Raw genomic sequence first — 18,306 nt, forward strand, 5'->3', positions numbered from 1 at the left:
TAAAAAGTTTATATTCAATACCATACCTAAGTTTAAAAATTATAGTCTGAATGCGGCTCCGGCAAAGGATAGTCCCCCGCCTGAACCAATCATAAAAATGACATCCCCTTTTTTAATTTCTCCATTTCGGAAAGATTCATCTAATGCCATTGGAATTGCAGCCGAGCCCGTATAGCCATATTTATGCATAATGTATTTAGCTTTGTCTTTTTCCAAGCCTAAATTATCCAACATTTCGTAAATACTGTTAATATTTATTTGAGTCATAAAAAATTTGGTGACTGCTGTTACGTCAATGCCAGCTTCTTTTGCCATTCTTTGGCTCATTTCTGTCCACATGCTTGGATTCAGTTCTTTGGGAAATTTTTTCACAAACTGTAGTTGATGTTTTCCGCTTTCCACTACATTATGGTTCACTGGACAGCCAGTTCCTCCTGCATAGATTCCCATCCAGTCATGATATTGCCCTTGTGTAAATTGATGTGCATTTAAAAAGCCACTATCAGTATTTTCCTCTGCACTTAAAATTACCGCACCAGCACCATCCGCAAAAAGAGTGACGGTTTTTTTGTCTGTTTTATTCAAATATTTACTCATGGCATAGGCGCCAATCACAAGAATATTTTGATATTGTTCATCTGCAATAATGTATTTTGATGCGGTGTCAATGGCGGTAACAAATCCAGCGCAGGCAGTATTGAGATCAAAAGTGCCTGCACCGGTTGCGCCAAGCCTATATTGTAACACTGAGGCAGTAGCAGGGGAAATATATTCGGGAGTATCCGTTGAAATAATGATTTGATCTAATTCATCAGCTCTGATTCCTGCACTTTCCAATGCTTTTAGAGCGGCTTGCTCGCATAAGTCAATGGTAGATTCATCATCATCGCACCAATATCTTTGTTTGATGGTTAAATTTTCACGGAGCCATGTATCTACATCTTCTCCTAAAAGCTCATTGAAATAGTCGTTTTTCAATAACCTTTTCGGGACATAAGATCCAGTTCCGCTTATCACTGCATTTCTCATAGTTTTTTAAAGTCTGGTTAAGATGGTTTTGGAAAAATCAATATTAGATGGTAACTGCCCCGTCAACACTGAGCGTGGCGCCACTAATGAAAGATGCCTCATCAGATGCTAAAAATGCATAGGCATTAGCAATTTCTTCTGGTTGGCCCAATCTGCCCAAAGGCGTTTTCCCTTCCAACATATTGATCACTTTTTCCGGTATGCTTTTGACCATTTCGGTAGCTATAAAGCCTGGGGCGATGGCATTTACTGTAATGCCTTTTCTGCCCAATTCTCTGGCCCAGGTTTTGGTCATGCCGATTACCCCGGCTTTGGTGGCAACGTAATTAGTTTGTCCAAAATTACCATAGATTCCCACCACGGAGGAAGCATTGACAATGCGACCGTAAGCTTGCTCCACCATAAAAGGAGAGATGGCTTTGGTGCAGTAGAAAACTCCGTTTAGATTTACATCCAATACTTTTTGCCATTGCTCGATACTCATTTTGGCTAAAGTTGCATCTTGGGTAATACCCGCATTGTTAATCAAGATATCTATCTTCCCGAAATCTTGATGAGTTTGCTGAGCGGCTTTTTCCACTTGGTCAAAAGAGGTAGTATCTACCTGATAGAATTTGGTATTATTGCCAAGCTCTTTAGCAGTCTCTTCGCCTTTTTCTTTTACGATGTCCCAAATGGCAACTTGAGCACCTTCAGTTATAAATTTTTGAGCAGTAGCTTTTCCAATGCCATTGGCACCACCAGTAATTACCGCTACTTTATCTTTTAGTCTTTCCATAAATGTCGTTTAATTTTGGAAAGCAAATTGGGTAATAAGGGCTTATAGCTCAATATGTAGGTTTAAATTAGAGGGGTTGACTATTATCGATATTATTATACAATTAGTGACTGAATTTAATCAGGTTGTTTTGTTCTTCTCCTATTAATGAATTTTTACCTAAATAGCCTCTTTAACCCTCTCATGTTTAGGTGTTTTCACCTAAACAACTACTATTTTGGCTTAATTTGTCTCACAGATATTTTAAGGTGAAAACACCTGAAGGGGGTAACAAAGATGATATAGCAGCTTAAATAAACTATTTAAACAGGGGTTGACTATTTATTTCTTTTGGATGTTTTATCAACTGATGATACTTTTCTTTCAAAATTTGAGGATGAAAACCCTTCATGAACATTTTGTAGATCTTTAAATTGGCCATGTTTACTTGCCAATAGCTATTGAGCTCATATTTTCGAGCGGAAACCAAAACAGATTTCGGGATAATGCCAAACTTATATTTTTTCCATAGCCTTTTGATCAGCTCAAAATCCTCCATTACTACATATTCCTCATTGAAGCCGTTATTGGATTCAAACACATCTTTTTTGATGAATAAAGTTTGATCACCACCTCTACACCAAAGCACCTTGAAACGGGTACAAAAAAGAATTAACTGCCAAGAATGGGTGTTTTGAATCAAATTTGAATCTATAACAACCAAAATCAAGCCCTTTATTGATGTATCTGACTAAATCAGTTGCAAAAGATTTTGGTGGCTTTGCGTCTGCATGCACAAAATACAAAATATCTCCGGTAGCCATTTTTGCTCCTTCATTCATTTGGTGGGCCCTACTGGCTTGCTTGCATTGAATGATTTGCGCTTCATTTTCTTTAACAATTGAAACCGTAGCATCTTCACTTCCGGCATCACAAACAATTATTTCAGCTAGGTGTTCTTGTCCACATTGCTTCAAATACTGGATTAATTTACCAATATTATCCGCTTCGTTTAATGTCGGAATAATGACAGTTATTTTATTATTCTGGGTTTCGGGCATCTGTAATTTAAAATATTGCGTACTTAGATTGAAATCACTTACGAAATAACAATAATGAAAAGATTTAGCCTTACTCTATTTAGTTTTTATTTAGTCTTTTTCTCCTTTTCAAGTCTGGGACAAAGTAAAATCAATAAAGAACCCAATGAGTTCGTGAGATTGAGCATGAATTTAATATCAGCAGTTAAAAACAGTGGAGATTATCAAAAATATGTTAATGAATACAAAGCATTACCTTTAAAAGAGTTGGCAGAGTCTCTAGATACGGATCAAAAGATCAAGGCATTCTGGATTAATACTTACAATGCCTATGTACAAATCATTTTAACTGATGACCCTTCACTTTTTGATGATAGGGGTGCTTTCTTCAAAGCAGATCAGGTCAATGTAGGAGGAGAGCTGTTAAGCTTGGATTTTATTGAGCATGGAATAATCCGTGGTTCAAAGGTTAAGTTATCAATGGGCTTTCTAAATGATCCTTTTGCTAGCAAATTGGAGAAGCAATTTAGAGTAGATGATGCCGATGGTAGAATACATTTTGCTTTGAATTGTGGTGCCACTTCTTGTCCTTATGTGGCAGTTTATAGTGCCTATGAATTAGACAAAGAGCTAGATCAAATTACCCGACAGTTTTTAAAAAGAACTACTGATTATAATAAGAGTGAAGATGAGGTATATGTTACCACACTTTTCAGTTGGTTTAAAGGTGATTTCTCCGATGGAGGAGGAGTAATCGGTTTCCTAAAGAAATATGACTGTATACCTGAAGATGCTGATCCAAAAGTGAATTATAAAGATTACGATTGGACATTGGATTTAGGTAATTTCATAGAGCTTCAATAGCGGATTTATTTAAGATCGTAGTTTAATGGTTTATGGTTTAAAATTCCCTCAGTCAGTTTTGGCTGGGGTTTTTTTGTTTAAGTTTATCAATATTTTGGGGTAAGTTCCTAAAAATCAATGACCTGTTTTATATTTAGTTTAAATTTATTTTATATTTTTAACTTGATCAAGTTACATTGAGCAGATTAGCTTGGGAAGCTAAAGGCGTCTTTGGGTGGATTTAGCGAATTGTTAGGTTTAATTGGATTCATGCAACATAGAATATTAACAATTATTTTATCGATTCTCTTTTTTGGATGCGTGAATTTAAGTAGACAGAATAAAGATATCAATTCTGACATTTCTGGCGTTTGGATATATGATTATGAAATAAATAATTTATACCTGAATGATACTTCCAGCTTCTTTAAAACACCACAACCCATCGTATTTGATTTTAATGAATCAGGAGTATTGAACATTAAAAACTTCGCATTTAAAGACACTATTTTAAATTGGACAACAAAAAAAGATTCCTTGCTAGTTTTTGGAGGCAAACAATACAGTATTTTCCGTTTAAATGAATACGATTTAACATTGGTAGACTTTAATAGACCTGATACATTTTGGACATATTTTGAAAGGCCAATTGAAACAAATATAGAATTATCTCAGAATGAAGTTCTTGAACTACTTTTGTCAAAATCATGGTCTATTGAAGAGGAAAATAAAAGGAGATGGCAAACAGATTTTCAGTTTTATGATAATGGTTTTATGTCTTATAGATATCCAATTCTAGACAGAATGATCAGTGATTCAGCCATTAACATTCAATTGGAAGGATATGGAGTTGAAAAATATAAAGATTATTATTTTCTATACCAAGCTCCTGATCCATTATCTGGAACAGGCAACAACAGACAAATAAGTCAACTGTTAGAAATAGATTCAAACAGTTATTCACTAATAGATTTCGGAATAGGAATAAATGACACTTTAAATTATTTCGGACGCAGTTTTAGTCAACAAAGATTAAATGAAATTAAATCGAAGCTTATTGGAAAATGGCATAGCCAAAACACCAGAGATAAGACATACGGTAAATACTTTCCTAACGAACTAATTGAGACTGATGAATTTATCCCATTTGAAGGAATCCTGACATATCAATTTCATGAGAATGACAGTGTACAAATATTAATCGATGGAGTTAAGTATTCTAATGCAAGGTGGATTCTTGGAAACGATGGTAATTTGATTTTATTTGAACAAACTATTAATGATGAATATGGGAAAAGAGTTTATATAGAGCCTATAAACATAATGGAATTAGAGAATGATATTTTAAAAGTGAGACTTTTCGACTACAATATTTTTCTAGAAGAAACCAGTCCGAGAAGGACTCTTTTAAATATTTTCCAAAAATTCAAGAAAGAATAAATAAACCTAACATCAGCTAAAATCAATGGCGGGCTTTCAGTTAATTGATAACTTATTGCTATTTGTTATCTTTTTCTTAGACTGAAAGAAAGGTGTTTAAACTCGCCACAGTTTTTAGCCATATCGTCATATCGTTATTTTAAGTCTTAAAAAGCCTCATTAAAAGCAATATAAAAACCATTGCTATCTTTCCCGACAGCATAATCTAGCCTTACATTGATATGCTTTTTGGTATCGAAAGTGAATCGTAAGCCTGCACCTCCTGCATAATTCCATCTGTTCATTCCGTAATCGCCCCAGGTTTCGGCTGTTTGTCCAACCGAGCCAAAAGCCGCCAGTCCAATTCGCCAAAACAATTCTTGCCGTACTTCTAACTGGCCTAAAAGGAGATTGTTGTCTTGAAAGTATCCTTGAAAATACCCTCTCATTTTTTTATTTCCACCTAATTGGGCCAATCGGTTGAAAGGAACGTCCCCAACATTCGACCAAGAAAATGCATTGGCTGCTAATACAGTTTTGTCAGCTGGAGAATAATAATAAGCATAGTCAAAGGAAATAGCGGTGTAATTGTGCGTACTACCAGTGTATTGGTGATTAAATTCTATAAAACTTTCTAAATAATGTCCTTCCCTTGGGTAGTATACGGCATCTCTTGTGTCATAAATCATAGCGGGACCTAATCCACTGGTTCTATTATAAGTTCCACCGGAGAAATCTTCTTGCTGGAAATCTCCTGAATTATCCCACTCAATAATATCGTAATTCTCAAACCAATAGCGCCCCCCAACAAATAAATTAGGAGCTGTTTCTTTTAAAAGAAAAACCCGGACTCTTGGAAAGCTGGCTCTGTAAGTTGAATACACATCTTGTTGACCATTATTACCGATACCATAGAAAGGATAAGCGTAATTATAGTACCCAAGTTCCCCTATACTTCGCCATTTGTTCTGATCCCAGAAAATCTGAAAAGGTAAGAATATTAAGGTTTGCTGTTTGGTGGTATAGCCAGCTGCCAATTGAATCTGGCTAGCATTAATTGGTTTTTTTCTATTCGTAAAAAAATTATACAGAATACTGGCACCGTAAAATAGTCCTGCTTCAGGTGTATAATAAACTACTGGTAATGGAAATAGGGAATTTTTGTCCGTTTCGTAAAGTGCGGTGTCTAATTCAACTGTTTTCTTGTCGATGTTATCCTGAGAAAATGCAACTTCTGCAGTAGATATGCTAAGGGTAATAATAGTAAAAAATGAAAATATAAAGTTTTTAAAGGATTGTTCCATGAATATTGAAATAGATAAAATTATATTTTTGTAATCAGTTAATTATAGATTATTTTCAATTCAACTTTGATTTTTATAATCAAGTCGAAATATAATGAGAAATTATGGAAGGATGTAAAGAGCATCCAATTCAATGATTTTTAAGGCTAAATGAAAAACATCTTATTACTTTCCCTATTGCTTTTGATTGGGTTTCCGCTTTTTGCCCAGAATTCGGAAGTAGATAGCTTGTTGAATATTGCTAAAACTTCAAATGACAGCACTAAAATTGACATTTATCTTGATTTAGCTATTGGGTATAGGTCGGTGCAGCCTGATGTAGCACTGAAATACGCTAACGATGCCTTAAAATTGGCAGAACAAAATGATGATTTTACTAATAAGGCCGCTTCCTTACATGTTTTAGGTGCTATTTATACGGTTTTGGGAGATTATGAAAAGGCAATTTCAAACCTGCTAGAGTCATTGAGGAATTATGAATTACTGGGCAATTCTAAAGGTGTTGCGAATTCCTCTAATAGTTTGGGAATCCTATATTTTAATCAGGAAGACTATTCAAATGCGAAGAAGTACTATTCCAAAGCGCTTGATCTCATTGATTCCTCGGAGTATGCCATGAGTACAGGCGTCTATAAATTAAATATTGGAGAAGTATATCAAGCAACTGGTGAAAATGAAAAAGCTTTAAATTTAGAAAAGCAAGCGTATGATATCTTTAATCAGCTAGGGGATATCAATGGGATGGCTTATGCTTTGGGCGTTCAAGGAAAGGTAAATCACCAGCAAGGGAATTACAATAAAGCCATAGAACTTACTAAAAGGGCTTTAGAATATTTGATAGAGGATCAAGATTATTTAGGAGCAGTGGAATATTTAAATTTTTTGGTTGAAGTTTATATTGCAACTGATAATTTATATTTAGCCGAAGAAAATGCCACAACCGCATTAGAAATTGCAAATCAAATCAATTCCCTAAAATGGAAGATCAAATCATTCGAGAATCTATCAGAAATTTTCTATCAGAAAGGCCTCTTTCAAATAGCTTACCAATATAAGGATTCCGCTTACATTTATGAAAATAAACTAATGGATGAGGAAAAGCAAAAGCAGATTGCTAACCTTAGAATTATTTATGAGTCGGAGAAAAAGGAGCAAGAAAACGAAATCCTGAGAATTGATAAAGAGCTAAAACAAAAGCAAATTTTACAACAGCGCATACTTAATGTAGCCATAGGAAGTGTGCTAGTGATATTAATTGTTTTTGCAATCATTACATTCAGGGCCAAAAATCAAAAACAAAAAGCTAATACCCAACTCAAAATCCAAAATGAGGAAATACGCCAGCAAAGGGAAGAGATTGAAACACAAGCTGAACGACTTAAGTCGATTAATACTGATGTAATTCGAAAGAATAATTTGATTGAAGAGAAAAACAAGAATATTACGGACAGTATTAATTATGCAAAGCGAATTCAAACTGCTTTGTTGCCCTTTCCTCAAAGAATTGAAAAAGAATTGGAGGATTTTTTCATTTACTATAATCCTAAAGATATTGTAAGTGGTGATTTTTATTGGTACAGTGATTCAGCAGATAAAGTTGTTATTGCAGTTGCAGATTGTACTGGCCACGGAATTCCAGGAGCTTTTATGAGTTTTATAGGACATGATATGCTCAACCATATTGTGAATTTTAAAGGTATTACTCAACCATCTGAAATTCTAAAACAGCTAAAACTTAGTGTCATTCATATTTTAAGGCAAGAGCAAAGTGATAATCGAGATGGAATGGATATCTCGATCTGCGTTTGGGATAAAAAGAAAAACACTGTACAGTTTTCAGGAGCAAACCACTCTTTGATTTATATTCAAAATAAACAGCTATATCAACTTAAAGGCAATAAAACGACCATGGGTTTTGATGAAGGCAAGAATGTGAAAGATTTTGATGTCCATGAAATTAATTTGGTGGGCGATACTTGCTTTTACTTGTTTTCCGATGGATATGTAGATCAATTTGGAGGTGAAAAAGACAAGAAGTTTATGATTAAAAATTTCAGGGAATTGCTGTCCAGCAGTCATATGAAAAAGATGGAGACACAGGGAGTTATTGTGAAAGAAACTATTGAAGAATGGATGAGGGAAGAAGAACAAGTTGATGATATGTTAGTTTTTGGATTCAGACTTTTTGCTTGAAAATGATGGAATTTAAACTTAAATGGACAATTTTAGTCTAAAACTTTGATTATAAGGTCTAAGATTGCATCGTAACAATCTGATTGTAAGTAAATTAAAAGCTATCTCACTTTTTTCTATGCTTAACTGATTCATCCTATTATTTTTGCACCATGACAGAGCAAATTATTATTCTTGATTTTGGGTCGCAGTACACCCAACTCATTGCCCGAAGAGTCCGCGAACTCAATGTTTATTGTGAAATTCACCCGTTTTATGATGCCCCAGAACTTACACCTGATGTAAAAGGTGTGATTCTTTCTGGAAGCCCTTGTTCAGTAAGGGATGAAGATTCTCCAAAAATTGATTTAACGAAGTATAGAGGTAAAGTTCCACTTTTGGGCGTGTGCTATGGCGCACAATATCTTGCCCAAAATAACGGAGGAGAGGTTCTGCCTTCAGAGATAAGAGAATATGGTCGGGCTAAATTAACAAGCTTTGATCAGGATCATGATTTGCTGAAAAATTTAACAAAAGGATCTCAGGTCTGGATGTCTCACGGAGACACTATCAAAACTTTGCCTGAGGGTTTCAAAATTATAGCCAGCACCCCTTCTGTGGAAGTGGCAGCTTTTGAACTAGAAAATGAGCCTACTTATGGGATCCAATTTCATCCTGAAGTAACTCACACTTTAGAAGGTAAACAATTATTAGAAAATTTCTTACTAAAAATTTGTGGTTGTGCTCAAGATTGGACTTCCGAGATTTTTGCCGATATCACAATTGCTGAACTGAAAGAGCAGTTAGGTAATGATAAGGTGGTTTTAGGACTATCAGGAGGGGTTGATTCCTCAGTTGCAGCTATGCTGATTCATCATGCAATTGGTAAAAATCTATATTGTATTTTTGTGGATAATGGATTGCTGAGAAAGAATGAATTCGAGGAGGTATTGGAATCTTACAAACACATGGGATTAAATGTGAAAGGTGTCGATGCTAAAGATCAATTCTATAAAGCATTGGCAGGTATTTCAGACCCGGAAGGGAAGAGAAAAGCAATTGGAAGAACTTTTATTGAAGTATTTGACCAGGAAGCCAAAGCTATAAAAGATGTGAAATGGTTGGCACAAGGAACCATTTATCCTGATATTATTGAATCTGTTTCAGTAAAAGGACCATCAGCTACAATAAAATCTCACCACAACGTAGGAGGCCTTCCAGAAAAGATGAATTTAAAAGTAGTGGAGCCGCTTAAAACACTTTTTAAAGACGGAGTACGTTCGGTAGGAAGAGCTCTTGAAATAGATCATAAAATTTTAGGCAGGCATCCATTTCCAGGACCAGGTTTGGCGATCAGGATTTTGGGTGATGTAACACCAGAAAAAGTTCATATTATTCAAGAAGTTGATGCTATATTCATTGGCATGATGAAAGAAAGAGGGCTTTATGATCAAGTTTGGCAAGCAGGTTCTATCCTTTTACCTATTCAATCTGTTGGTGTAATGGGAGATGAAAGAACGTATGAAAGAGTTGTAGCACTAAGAGCAGTTGCTAGTGTTGATGGAATGACCGCTGATTGGGTGCATTTGCCATATGATTTCTTGAGTGATGTATCAAATGAAATTATTAATAAAGTTAAGGGCGTAAATAGAGTGGTTTATGACATAAGTTCAAAGCCACCAGCTACTATTGAGTGGGAGTAATTTGTAATAGTACTTATTCATACTATACTTTGTTTGCCTACAACTTATTGACAGAGTTAGGAAAAATAGATAGCTTCGATTTGGGAAGATTCAAATCGAGAATTGATGATTTAAATTGACGAAGCAGAACAAATGCTTAATTAATATTTTAATAGATATACCATGCGACTAAAACCAATTGTCATTTTTGGAGTGTTTTTTATTTTAAGTGCTGTCCAGCTTAAAGCACAGTCAAATTATCAGTCAGATTATTTGTCAGGAAAGAATTATTTCAGAGCAGGGGAATATCAAAGAGCACAAAATCATTTCAAAAAGCTATTGGATATAAATGAAAACAATCCTTTTTATCTATATGCCACTTATTTTTATGGGTTGTCTGCTTATGAATCAGGTGATGTTGCATTGGGAATGGAAGCCCTACGAGGAATATTGGCTACTCATCCTGAATGGGATAATATTGAAGAGGTTAAAGTATGGTATGGGAAAATGCTATTGGAGGAAGGAGATTTATTTAAAGGCATTGAGCTTTTAAATGATGTGAAATCAGATGATGTAAAAGCTATTGCAAATGATTTAAAGAAAGGTTTACTGTCCCGATATGACAGTATTCCAGAATTACAAAAAGCGATCGAACTTAATCCTTACGATAAAATTTTAGCGCAGCATTTAGCGAATAGAATAAGTAGGCAACCATTAGTAGAGAGAAAAGTGGAGCTGATGGAATTCCTTATTGACTCATTTGATTTAAATAAGAGTGGCTTTGACTATATAGATGAAAGCGTATCTCAAAAAAAGGATGTTTATAGAGTAGGCGTTATGCTCCCTTTTATGGCTGAAGGCTTAAGCACTTCAAAAGGAAATAAAGGCAATCAGTTTATTCTGGATATTTACCAAGGAATATCACAAGCTGTACTAGAATTAAATAAGGAGGAAAAACGAATTGAGCTTTATGCGTATGACACTCAACAAGACAGTGCTGCAACTGCTGAGCTATTGGCAAGTGGAGATTTGCTTCAAATGGATATGATTATTGGCCCACTGTATCCCGATCCAGCAAAGTTGGTGAGAGAATATTCTGGTGCTAATCGCATCAATATGGTTAACCCACTTTCAACTAATTCGGTAACTATTGGCACTAATCCTTACTCGTTTTTGATGAAATCCACTCCAGAAACGAGGGCTAAAATAGCTGCTCAATATGCGGTAAAACACTATGAAAATAAGAATGCTACCATTTTTTATGGTGATAAGGAACAAGATTCTGTATTTGCCTACTCTTATAAAAGTTTACTAGAAGCTGACTCATTCAATATAAGCTGGATGGCAGCATCAAGATCACCGATGGCAAGCACTGAAATTCTAAGGTCTTTGACAGAGGTTTTTGAAACAGATACGTTGCCAGATTCCGACAAAGTTTATATAAGTAACACTGTAAAAGTGAAGGTCGGGGAAGAAGATTCTTTGATTTTAAGTAGAGATACTCTCGGTCATATTATGGTAGCCTCATCAGATAATTTATTAGTGTCCAATGTGTTGAGTGCCCTTGATACTCGAAGGGACAGTATTCCTGTCATTGCTTTTGATGATTTACTGGAAATGAATCAAATTTCTTTTGATCAATTGCAAAGAATGAAAGTGGTGATGATAGGTCAAAATTATTTTGATTTTAGCTCTCCTAAGGTGGCCGAGTTTAAGGAGAATTATAGGAAAACTTATAACAAATTACCTTCTCAATATAGTTATGATGGATATGAAACTATGAGGTATTTTGGTGAGCAACTAATAGAATATGGTAATTATTTCCAATATGGAATTTATAAAGAAGGCTTTCAGCCAGGTTATTTATATTTCGGTTTCGATTATACCAATGCAAATGACAATCAGGTAGTGCCAATTACTACTATGGAATCATTGGAATTGAAATTGCTGAATTACGAGAACGTTGAAGACAAGCCATCAGAATTTAAAGAATAATTAAAGAGTAGTTAAAAATACCTCATGGTCGATAATGTCACGTTTTGGTTGTAACATTTGACAGTAACTTTTTGAGGTAAATAAAATTTAGAATACATAAAAATATATTAGATGTTGGATAAGTCAAGAAGCAAAGAATTATTTAAAAAAGCACAAAATTTTATCCCAGGTGGAGTTAATTCTCCAGTTCGAGCATTTAAAGCGGTAGGAGGGGATCCGATTTTCATAAAAAGTGCAAAGGGTGCCTATATGTACGATGAAGATGATAATCGCTATATAGACCTGATCAATTCTTGGGGGCCGATGATTTTAGGACATGGAAATGGAGCAATAGAAGCAGCTGTTGCTGATGCATTAAAGAGTTCATTGTCGTTTGGCGCACCAACTTCTAAAGAAATAGAGATAGCTGAGTTGATCACGCATATGGTACCATCTATTGAGAAGGTGAGAATGGTGAATTCAGGCACGGAAGCAACTATGTCTGCTATTAGGCTTGCAAGAGGTTTTACTGGAAGAGATAAGATTTTGAAATTTGAAGGTTGCTACCATGGCCATGGCGATAGTTTTTTGATTGCCGCAGGTAGTGGTGCTGCCACTATGGGAACTCCTAATTCCCCGGGAGTAACAAAAGGGACTGCAAAAGATACTTTAACTGCCCCATTCAACGATTTGGATGCTGTGAAGAAGATTGCTGAACAGAATAAGGGTCAGATAGCAGCACTGATTGTAGAGCCTGTTGCTGGTAACATGGGCTGTGTAATTCCGAAAGAAGGATATTTACAAGGATTAAGAGAGGTTTGTGATAAAGAAGGGATAGTATTGATATTTGATGAAGTGATGACTGGTTTCAGATTGTCAAAAGCTGGTGCTCAGGGCATATTTGGAGTAAAACCAGATATTACTACACTTGGAAAAATCATAGGAGGAGGTATGCCTGTTGGTGCCTATGGCGGTAAAAAGGAAATCATGGATTTTGTATCGCCTCAAGGCCCTGTTTATCAAGCAGGAACACTTTCAGGAAATCCTATTGCAATGTCTGCTGGATTGATGATGTTACATTATCTAAATGACCATGATGAAGTATATGAGCAAATAGGTGCTTCGGGTCAATATTTAGCAAAAGAAATCGCTAAAGTAAATACTGCACTGGGTAAAAACTATACGATTAACCAATTGGGGTCAATGATAAGTCTTTTCTTTAATGAAGAAGCTGTAGAAAACTTTGATGGTACCAAAGCTTGCGATACTGAAATGTTTGGCAAGTATTTTCAGGGCATGCTAAACGAAGGGGTATATTTGCCTCCTGCACAATATGAATCATGGTTTTTATCTACCTCTTTATCGGCTGAAGATTTAGATCACATAGTGAAATCACATGAAAAAGTTTTAAAAAACCTCTTAGCATAAATGGTTTCTGAAAAATTATTTGCTATTTTTCATTAATTTATTGAGGTTTTTTCTCATTTAGGGACTACATTTATTGTAGTCCTAATTTATTATTATATTTACAGCTGTAAAAAAATAAAATTATAGTGAAGATAGTAAGACTTGTACTCATCATAACAATTTCATATTCTTTTGTATTTTCCTCTCAAGCCCAGTTTAGAAGGAGATCAGAAAATAAAACCGTTACATATGAAGAAATGTATAACGACCCTTATGATATAAACAAATTATTCATAGGGATTACCCCAGCTTATGGTGATATTCATGTAACCAACATTACAACTGGTTTTGGTATAGATGCCACTTATTATTTGAATGATTTCATGCATTTCAAAGCTCATGCCAGAACTCCATATTTCATTGGTAGTGATTTTGCTCGAAATGCTGCTCAAAAAAACGGCTTTGATCCTCAATCAAGGGCAAGAACTTATTTTTTTACAGAAGCAAGTGCATCATATCACATTTGGGATAAAGAGCAAGAGTCCGAAAGTAAAATACCGCTTTATTCAAAAAATTATGAAGGTGCTGAATGGGCAGCTAAAGTTCCTAAAAGAGCTGATATTCCTAATAAACGAAGAGAAATATTTTTTGCAAGATTAGGCGGTATCTATTATGAAACCACATCAGAATTAAGTAGAGCTATTGAAGCTCAAGGTGTGGAAGTACCAGGATCTTTTGGCTCTGGTGATCAAATGGTGATGGATACTATTTCAGGTGCGCAAGATGAAGCGATATTCGGTAATGTATTAGGTGCTGGTTTAAGTGTTGGCGCTGGCTTTACTTGGATTAAGAATTTCGCAGCTAAGCCTGATAAAACCTACGAAGAATTAGTGGATGATCACGTGTTTTCAACCTTTATCGACTTATTGATTTTGCCAATGGTAACAGTTGAGGATTTTTATCATCGACCTAGTAATGCTGATGCCAACGATTTTTATCTTTATGATGGATCTGCCATTAATACCTTTATGTTTGGTGGAAGAATTGGGATTGATGGACATTTTAATAGAACATTAGGTTGGGGCTATGGTGCCGAAATCGGGCTTAGACCTGGTCTGGCTCAAAGAGGATTCTATGGTTTGTTAAAAATTACATTCCCTATGTACGGAACCAAATTAGATTACAGCGTAGAAGCATTTGGAAGATAAGCATTCTACTCTGTTGTTTTAAATGCATTTTAGTCATTCAATTCAAATATAGATAAAGTAAGTTTTTTTTATACTTTTTCGATGAAACCATATTTTTTATAAAGGCATTATTGTTATTAATCGCTATTTTGATGTTTCAAAATTTGTTATTCTATATAATTATAAAAAATAATGGGAGTATTAGATTTAATCACACTGTTAATTTTTTTGGCAGCTGTCTTTACCTTTATTAATGTCAATTATTTAAAGCTACCTTCCACTATAGGATTAATGATAATAGCATTAGTCCTGTCTATCTTAATACTTTTATCTGGTTATGTTTTTCCGGAAATTACTGATTTAGCAATTTCTATAGTCTCAGAGTTTGATTTTAAAGAAGTGTTGCTTGACGTAATGCTAAGTTTCTTATTGTTTGCAGGCGCATTATCCATCAACGTAAAAGAACTTAAAGAAGAACGTTGGCCGATTTTAATCTTTGCTACTGTTGGGGTTCTCATTTCTACTTTTGTGGTAGGCTTTTTAATGTTTTATGTATTCGCTTTTTTCGGGTATGAAATAGATTTAATTTACTGTCTACTTTTTGGAGCTTTAATTTCCCCAACTGATCCAATAGCTGTGTTGGCCTTACTATCCGAGGCAAAGGTTTCCAAAAAGCTAGAAATAAAAATTGCTGGTGAGTCGCTTTTCAATGATGGTATTGGTGTGGTTACCTTTTTGACCATATTGGGCTTAGCACAAACAGGAGTCGAAAATTTTAGTGTAGGAAGTACCTTAGGTCTTTTTGGAATTGAAGTAGGAGGTGGAATTCTACTTGGAGCAGTCTTTGGCTTTTTTGGTTTGAAATTGTTGGAGATTATTGATAATGCACATGTGGAATTAGAGGTATTAGTGACGCTATCTTTGGTGATGGTTTCCTATCGAGCTGCTGAATTTTTTCATATTTCAGGACCATTAGCTGTTGTAGTTTTAGGTTTGTTTCTTAGTAAAGAAGGACATGCTGCCGATTCCAAGAAAGCAACTGGCGACTACGTCTACAAATTTTGGCACTTAGTGGATGAGGCTCTTAATGCTATTTTGTTCATTTTAATAGGTCTTGAAATTATCGTTATTTCAAAAGAGTATCATCCAGATTATTTCTTAATTGGATTATGCGCCATTGTAGTTGTTTTATTTGCACGATTGGTTGGCGTTGGAATTCCAGTTAAAATAATGGAAAGGCTTAGGTCTTTTGAGAAAAATACTTTAGCAATTCTAACTTGGGGAGGTTTGCGAGGAGGTATTTCAGTTGCCTTAGCTCTTTCGATACCAGATGATTTTGAAGCGAAAAATATAATTCTCTCTGCTACTTATTCTGTTGTGGTATTCTCTATACTAGTTCAGGGATTAACCATAAAGAAATTGGTGCCAAAGAAGTAAAGGTATTGATAATTAGAGGCTTAAGTTAGGGTATTAAATTCTAATGCTCTATTTTTATTTTATACTTAGCCAACAGTCCAGGAAGTCCATCAATAGAAAATTTTGCATTCTTAAGTTTATTCATTTCTGGATCAAAATTGTAATTATTAGCATTTCTGAAATCTGCGTTTTGTAAATCACAATTTTCAAAAACAGCCCCCGATAAATCTGAATACTGAAATTGTGAATCTCGAAGATCGCATTCGCCAAAGTCAACATCTATAAGATTTGAGTTGATAAATTTGGTTTTAGGTAGTTGAAGTTGAAAAAATATAGAATGTTTAAGCTGGCAATTTTCAAAATTCAGGGATAAGCCAAAGCTACTACATTCATCAAAATGAACGCCTAATATTTTACATTCTTTAAATGCTACTGTTTGTAAAGAGGTATTTTTCATTTTTACTGAACTTAAATTACACTCCTCAAAATCACAATCTATAAATTTAAAACCTGAAAGATCATAATTTTGAAAGTTACAATTTTTGAATTTACACTCTTCATATTCCGCAATTTCTAAGGGAGAGTCTGTAAAATCTAGTGCATTAAAAGTCTCTTCAGCTATTATTTTTTCCATTTAAGTGAGTTGGTTTTATAAGGAATGCAAATTATGGATAAAATATTTTAATGAGGAGAATTACATGTCTTTTTGCAATCCCCCTGACATATGTCATTCAATTCGTAACTTTTGTTACGCCTCAATGAATGTTACTACACTAATTTTGTTTTATCAATTTGGAAAAATGATTGGATGCATCATTTGAACATTTTATTAAACAAAGTTTTAAAGCAGTAGAAAAATTAAATACGATTATTTATGAGTCAATTATTAGATTGGATTAGTCAGCCATGGCCATGGTACGTTGCAGGCCCTTTGATTGCATTGGTCATGTTTTCCATGTTATTTTTCGGTAAATCATTCGGACTTTCAGCCAATTTAAGAACAATGTGCTCCATTTTGGGTGCTGGGAGGTCTTGTGATTTCTTTGACTTCAATTGGAGAGATCAAATGTGGAACTTGGTTTTTGCAGCTGGGTTGGTGTTAGGCGGCTTAATATCCTATTTGTACTTGGGGAATGATCAGGCAGCACATATTTCCGAGACTACCATAACTGAACTTCAGGCCTTTGGAATAGAAAACCCAGGTGAAAATGTTGTCCCAAAAGAAATATTCAACTGGGAAAACTTACTATCTGTGCAAGGTATCATTTTCATGGTCGTTGGTGGTTTTTTAGTAGGTTTTGGAACTCGATATGCCGGTGGATGTACCTCTGGCCATGCTATTTCTGGCTTGAGTGATTTGCAACCAGCTTCACTTTTAGCAGTAGTAGGCTTCTTTATTGGAGGTCTTGTAATGACCTACTTTATTCTACCGCATTTATTGGTAATGTGATTATTCTTAATTTTTAAAAAGCAAACGGTCAATGACCCACTTATTATTGAGGCTAAATAGTATAAGTAATAAACTGTAGTCTTAGAATGATAGTAATTTAATTTAATCAAATAGAATAGATGAAATTTTTAAGATATTTATTAATAGGAACCGTATTTGGGATTACACTTGCGAAAGCAGAAGTTATTTCATGGTTTAGAATCTATGAAATGTTCAAGTTCCAGTCCTTCCACATGTATGGTGTTATTGGTTCTGCAGTGCTTGTAGGAATTATTGTAATCCAAATTATCAAGAGAAATAAATTGAAGTCAATAGATGGTGAGAAAATTATTATCGCTCCGAAGCAATTTAGCTGGGCGAGGTATTTAATTGGGGGCTCAATATTTGGTTTAGGTTGGGCTATGACTGGGGCTTGTCCAGGCCCCATGTTTATTTTGTTGGGAAATGGTGTAGGTGTAATCTTAGTAGTGATAGCATCTGCTGTTTTAGGAACTTATGTTTATGGTAAAATAAGACATAAATTACCGCATTAATATTTTGATGCTTTTAAGTTAAGACATATATCCTTCTCCCCTTAGGAGAAGGATAAAAGGATGAGGCGAAATAAAAAGCTTAACTTAAAAGCA

General features: G+C 34.9%; 16 protein-coding genes. 10 read left to right on the top strand and 6 right to left on the bottom strand.

Features of this window, described 5'->3' with window-relative positions; genetic code table 11:
- Positions 1 to 39: 39 nt before the first annotated feature.
- The 4 genes from FTRAC_RS18165 to FTRAC_RS19525 all read right to left on the bottom strand — a co-directional run bounded on the left by FTRAC_RS18165 (position 40) and on the right by FTRAC_RS19525 (position 2,847).
- Entirely contained in the window at positions 40 to 1,029 is a 990-nt protein-coding gene (locus FTRAC_RS18165) for a 3-oxoacyl-ACP synthase III family protein (protein WP_013455746.1), read from the bottom strand.
- Positions 1,030 to 1,072: 43 nt separating this feature from the next.
- On the bottom strand, positions 1,073 to 1,807 hold the full coding sequence (gene fabG, locus FTRAC_RS18170; protein WP_013455747.1) for a 3-oxoacyl-ACP reductase FabG: 735 nt from the start codon (positions 1,805 to 1,807) through the stop codon (positions 1,073 to 1,075).
- 298 nt (positions 1,808 to 2,105) lie between these two features.
- Complete coding sequence (locus FTRAC_RS19520) at positions 2,106 to 2,435, bottom strand: hypothetical protein (protein WP_049784214.1); 330 nt, start codon at positions 2,433 to 2,435, stop codon at positions 2,106 to 2,108.
- Positions 2,422 to 2,847: a glycosyltransferase gene (locus FTRAC_RS19525; RefSeq protein WP_049784216.1), complete on the bottom strand. Its 426-nt coding sequence runs from the start codon at positions 2,845 to 2,847 to the stop codon at positions 2,422 to 2,424. The genes FTRAC_RS19520 and FTRAC_RS19525 overlap by 14 nt, the downstream gene beginning before the upstream one ends.
- Before the next feature lie 54 nt (positions 2,848 to 2,901).
- Here FTRAC_RS19525 and FTRAC_RS18180 point away from each other — a divergent pair, with 54 nt between their 5' ends.
- Together FTRAC_RS18180 and FTRAC_RS18185 are read left to right on the top strand one after the other, a co-directional pair.
- Complete coding sequence (locus FTRAC_RS18180; protein WP_013455748.1) at positions 2,902 to 3,690, top strand: DUF547 domain-containing protein; 789 nt, start codon at positions 2,902 to 2,904, stop codon at positions 3,688 to 3,690.
- A gap of 249 nt (positions 3,691 to 3,939) precedes the next feature.
- On the top strand, positions 3,940 to 5,109 hold the full coding sequence (locus tag FTRAC_RS18185; protein WP_148230112.1) for a hypothetical protein: 1,170 nt from the start codon (positions 3,940 to 3,942) through the stop codon (positions 5,107 to 5,109).
- Positions 5,110 to 5,255: 146 nt separating this feature from the next.
- Here the strand turns inward: FTRAC_RS18185 and FTRAC_RS18190 are convergent, their stop codons facing one another.
- Positions 5,256 to 6,392 carry a BamA/TamA family outer membrane protein gene (locus tag FTRAC_RS18190; protein ID WP_013455750.1) on the bottom strand — a complete coding sequence of 379 codons (1,137 nt, stop codon included), beginning with the start codon at positions 6,390 to 6,392 and terminating at the stop codon, positions 5,256 to 5,258.
- Positions 6,393 to 6,542: 150 nt separating this feature from the next.
- On the opposite strand from FTRAC_RS18190, the gene FTRAC_RS18195 reads away from it, so the two are divergent.
- The 6 genes from FTRAC_RS18195 (at position 6,543) to FTRAC_RS18220 (ending at position 16,251) form a co-directional block, all read left to right on the top strand.
- The gene (locus tag FTRAC_RS18195; protein WP_013455751.1) at positions 6,543 to 8,585 is read left to right on the top strand and encodes a tetratricopeptide repeat protein; all 2,043 of its coding nucleotides are present in this window, start codon (positions 6,543 to 6,545) and stop codon (positions 8,583 to 8,585) included.
- Positions 8,586 to 8,737: 152 nt separating this feature from the next.
- Positions 8,738 to 10,267 carry a glutamine-hydrolyzing GMP synthase gene (guaA, locus tag FTRAC_RS18200; RefSeq protein WP_013455752.1) on the top strand — a complete coding sequence of 510 codons (1,530 nt, stop codon included), beginning with the start codon at positions 8,738 to 8,740 and terminating at the stop codon, positions 10,265 to 10,267.
- 162 nt (positions 10,268 to 10,429) lie between these two features.
- On the top strand, positions 10,430 to 12,241 hold the full coding sequence (locus tag FTRAC_RS18205; protein WP_013455753.1) for an ABC transporter substrate-binding protein: 1,812 nt from the start codon (positions 10,430 to 10,432) through the stop codon (positions 12,239 to 12,241).
- 111 nt (positions 12,242 to 12,352) lie between these two features.
- Positions 12,353 to 13,648 carry a glutamate-1-semialdehyde 2,1-aminomutase gene (hemL, locus tag FTRAC_RS18210; protein WP_013455754.1) on the top strand — a complete coding sequence of 432 codons (1,296 nt, stop codon included), beginning with the start codon at positions 12,353 to 12,355 and terminating at the stop codon, positions 13,646 to 13,648.
- A 125-nt stretch (positions 13,649 to 13,773) separates the two neighbouring features.
- On the top strand, positions 13,774 to 14,835 hold the full coding sequence (locus tag FTRAC_RS18215; protein ID WP_013455755.1) for a hypothetical protein: 1,062 nt from the start codon (positions 13,774 to 13,776) through the stop codon (positions 14,833 to 14,835).
- Between the two features lie 171 nt (positions 14,836 to 15,006).
- Positions 15,007 to 16,251, top strand: a complete 1,245-nt coding sequence (locus FTRAC_RS18220) for a cation:proton antiporter (protein WP_013455756.1) — start codon at positions 15,007 to 15,009, stop codon at positions 16,249 to 16,251.
- Between the two features lie 40 nt (positions 16,252 to 16,291).
- Here the strand turns inward: FTRAC_RS18220 and FTRAC_RS18225 are convergent, their stop codons facing one another.
- The gene (locus tag FTRAC_RS18225; protein ID WP_013455757.1) at positions 16,292 to 16,864 is read right to left on the bottom strand and encodes a pentapeptide repeat-containing protein; all 573 of its coding nucleotides are present in this window, start codon (positions 16,862 to 16,864) and stop codon (positions 16,292 to 16,294) included.
- Between the two features lie 240 nt (positions 16,865 to 17,104).
- Between FTRAC_RS18225 and FTRAC_RS18230 the strand changes: the two genes are divergently transcribed.
- A complete protein-coding gene (locus tag FTRAC_RS18230) occupies positions 17,105 to 17,680 on the top strand; it encodes a YeeE/YedE family protein (RefSeq protein WP_013455758.1) in 576 nt (191 codons plus the stop codon).
- Positions 17,681 to 17,799: 119 nt separating this feature from the next.
- Entirely contained in the window at positions 17,800 to 18,213 is a 414-nt protein-coding gene (locus FTRAC_RS18235) for a YeeE/YedE family protein (RefSeq protein WP_013455759.1), read from the top strand.
- The last annotated feature ends 93 nt before the right edge of the window (positions 18,214 to 18,306 follow it).

Origin of the sequence: Marivirga tractuosa DSM 4126, assembly GCF_000183425.1 — a bacterium.
Taxonomy (GTDB): Bacteria; Bacteroidota; Bacteroidia; order Cytophagales; family Cyclobacteriaceae; genus Marivirga; species Marivirga tractuosa.

What these genes read in the sequence shown, in the direction of transcription:
- FTRAC_RS18165 (WP_013455746.1), bottom strand. Translation starts at nt 1,029, where the DNA reads ATGAGAAATGCAGTGATAAGCGGAACTGGATCTTATGTCCCGAAAAGG.
- fabG (WP_013455747.1), bottom strand. Translation starts at nt 1,807, where the DNA reads ATGGAAAGACTAAAAGATAAAGTAGCGGTAATTACTGGTGGTGCCAAT.
- FTRAC_RS18195 (WP_013455751.1), top strand. Translation starts at nt 6,543, where the DNA reads ATGAAAAACATCTTATTACTTTCCCTATTGCTTTTGATTGGGTTTCCG.
- FTRAC_RS18190 (WP_013455750.1), bottom strand. Translation starts at nt 6,392, where the DNA reads ATGGAACAATCCTTTAAAAACTTTATATTTTCATTTTTTACTATTATT.
- FTRAC_RS18220 (WP_013455756.1), top strand. Translation starts at nt 15,007, where the DNA reads ATGGGAGTATTAGATTTAATCACACTGTTAATTTTTTTGGCAGCTGTC.
- FTRAC_RS18230 (WP_013455758.1), top strand. Translation starts at nt 17,105, where the DNA reads ATGAGTCAATTATTAGATTGGATTAGTCAGCCATGGCCATGGTACGTT.
- FTRAC_RS19525 (WP_049784216.1), bottom strand. Translation starts at nt 2,847, where the DNA reads ATGCCCGAAACCCAGAATAATAAAATAACTGTCATTATTCCGACATTA.
- FTRAC_RS18225 (WP_013455757.1), bottom strand. Translation starts at nt 16,864, where the DNA reads ATGGAAAAAATAATAGCTGAAGAGACTTTTAATGCACTAGATTTTACA.
- FTRAC_RS18235 (WP_013455759.1), top strand. Translation starts at nt 17,800, where the DNA reads ATGAAATTTTTAAGATATTTATTAATAGGAACCGTATTTGGGATTACA.
- FTRAC_RS18205 (WP_013455753.1), top strand. Translation starts at nt 10,430, where the DNA reads ATGCGACTAAAACCAATTGTCATTTTTGGAGTGTTTTTTATTTTAAGT.
- FTRAC_RS18180 (WP_013455748.1), top strand. Translation starts at nt 2,902, where the DNA reads ATGAAAAGATTTAGCCTTACTCTATTTAGTTTTTATTTAGTCTTTTTC.
- FTRAC_RS18185 (WP_148230112.1), top strand. Translation starts at nt 3,940, where the DNA reads ATGCAACATAGAATATTAACAATTATTTTATCGATTCTCTTTTTTGGA.
- hemL (WP_013455754.1), top strand. Translation starts at nt 12,353, where the DNA reads ATGTTGGATAAGTCAAGAAGCAAAGAATTATTTAAAAAAGCACAAAAT.
- guaA (WP_013455752.1), top strand. Translation starts at nt 8,738, where the DNA reads ATGACAGAGCAAATTATTATTCTTGATTTTGGGTCGCAGTACACCCAA.